Source organism: Pseudalkalibacillus decolorationis (assembly GCF_024609785.1).
In the GTDB taxonomy this organism is placed as follows: domain Bacteria; phylum Bacillota; class Bacilli; order Bacillales; family Fictibacillaceae; genus Pseudalkalibacillus; species Pseudalkalibacillus decolorationis.
Genome location: NZ_JANHJQ010000061.1, coordinates 1,235 through 2,639, shown reverse-complemented (window position 1 = coordinate 2,639; position 1,405 = coordinate 1,235). Strand labels below are relative to the sequence as shown.

At 48.0% G+C, this 1,405-nt stretch carries 2 tRNA genes and 2 rRNA genes (1 of these 4 only partly in view); all 4 read right to left on the bottom strand.

Annotated elements, in window-relative coordinates:
- Positions 1 to 193: ribosomal RNA gene (locus NON16_RS25260) — 23S ribosomal RNA — on the bottom strand; the annotation flags it as partial.
- Positions 194 to 720: 527 nt separating this feature from the next.
- Positions 721 to 796 (bottom strand) — tRNA-Ala (locus NON16_RS25255).
- A 19-nt stretch (positions 797 to 815) separates the two neighbouring features.
- Positions 816 to 892 (bottom strand) — tRNA-Ile (locus tag NON16_RS25250).
- A gap of 265 nt (positions 893 to 1,157) precedes the next feature.
- A 16S ribosomal RNA gene (locus tag NON16_RS25245) occupies positions 1,158 to 1,405 on the bottom strand (its annotated part continues 1,234 nt past the right edge of the window); the annotation flags it as partial.

The following is a 1,405-nucleotide window of genomic DNA, read 5'->3' as shown; positions in this document are numbered from 1 at the left end:
TCCCCAGGTCTGCCTTCTCATATCCTATGTATTCAGATATGGATACTGTCCCATTACGGACAGTGGGTTCCCCCATTCGGAAATCCCCGGATCCATGCTTACTTACAGCTCCCCGAGGCATATCGGTGTTCGTCCCGTCCTTCTTCGGCTCCTAGTGCCAAGGCATTCACCGTGCGCCCTTTCTAACTTAACCATTTGAACAATCTATTAGCTTCGGATCTCTTTGTCAGCTGTGTTCGTCCGGTACTCACGTAGGTCAATCTACGCTCCGTTCCTCCCGAACTTTGCTTCCACGATCTCCTCGCTCCTAGCTTGTCAAAGATTCATCATTCCACGATCAGCGGCGAATTTCGTCGTCCGTTTTGTTCCTCCAGTCCTCATTTAGGCGAACTAAACTCGGGTCTTCGGAACTTCACTTCCTAGAACTTCTCGCTTCTCGTGAACTAACGATCAATTCCATTCGTCACGTAGTATTCACTAGTCGTGAACGAATGTTCATTGATGCGGATGCATCAACGTTTAACGCATAGTTTCGATGTCTTGTTTTCAAGAATTTCGTTATCTAGTTTTCAAGGAACGAAGTTGCTGCATCGAATCAACTTCTATGCAGCTTGCGCCATTTAATCCACCTCCAGCATAAACTTGTAGGTGCAGCGCATGTTCTCCGACAAGTCAGAGAAACACATTATAAAACCCTACCAACACATGTTAATAGGTTTTTGGTGGAGCCTAGCGGGATCGAACCGCTGACCTCCTGCGTGCAAGGCAGGCGCTCTCCCAGCTGAGCTAAGGCCCCAAAGGGAAATATATTTTTATGGTGGGCCTAAGTGGACTCGAACCACCGACCTCACGCTTATCAGGCGTGCGCTCTAACCAGCTGAGCTATAGGCCCAAACCGAACTTTTCATTGTTACATAAAAAAAGCTCGTTCATGAATACTTATTGAAGAATGAGAAAAAGCTCATTCAAAACTAAACATGGCTACTACTCGAAGTAGCATCTTTGCTGCCATGCGCTGAGGAAGCTTACTACAAAGCATTCTCTAGTAGACGCAGGCGCAAAAGCCATTCAAAAGAACAAAAGCTCTTTCAAAACTGAACAAAAACCTAAGCGTGATTTGCTCCGTAGAGCTGTAATGTCCATAAAGGACTCCTTAGAAAGGAGGTGATCCAGCCGCACCTTCCGATACGGCTACCTTGTTACGACTTCACCCCAATCATCTGTCCCACCTTCGGCGGCTGGTTCCAAAAGGTTACCCCACCGACTTCGGGTGTTACAAACTCTCGTGGTGTGACGGGCGGTGTGTACAAGGCCCGGGAACGTATTCACCGCGGCATGCTGATCCGCGATTACTAGCAATTCCGGCTTCATGCAGGCGAGTTGCAGCCTGCAATCCGAACTGAGA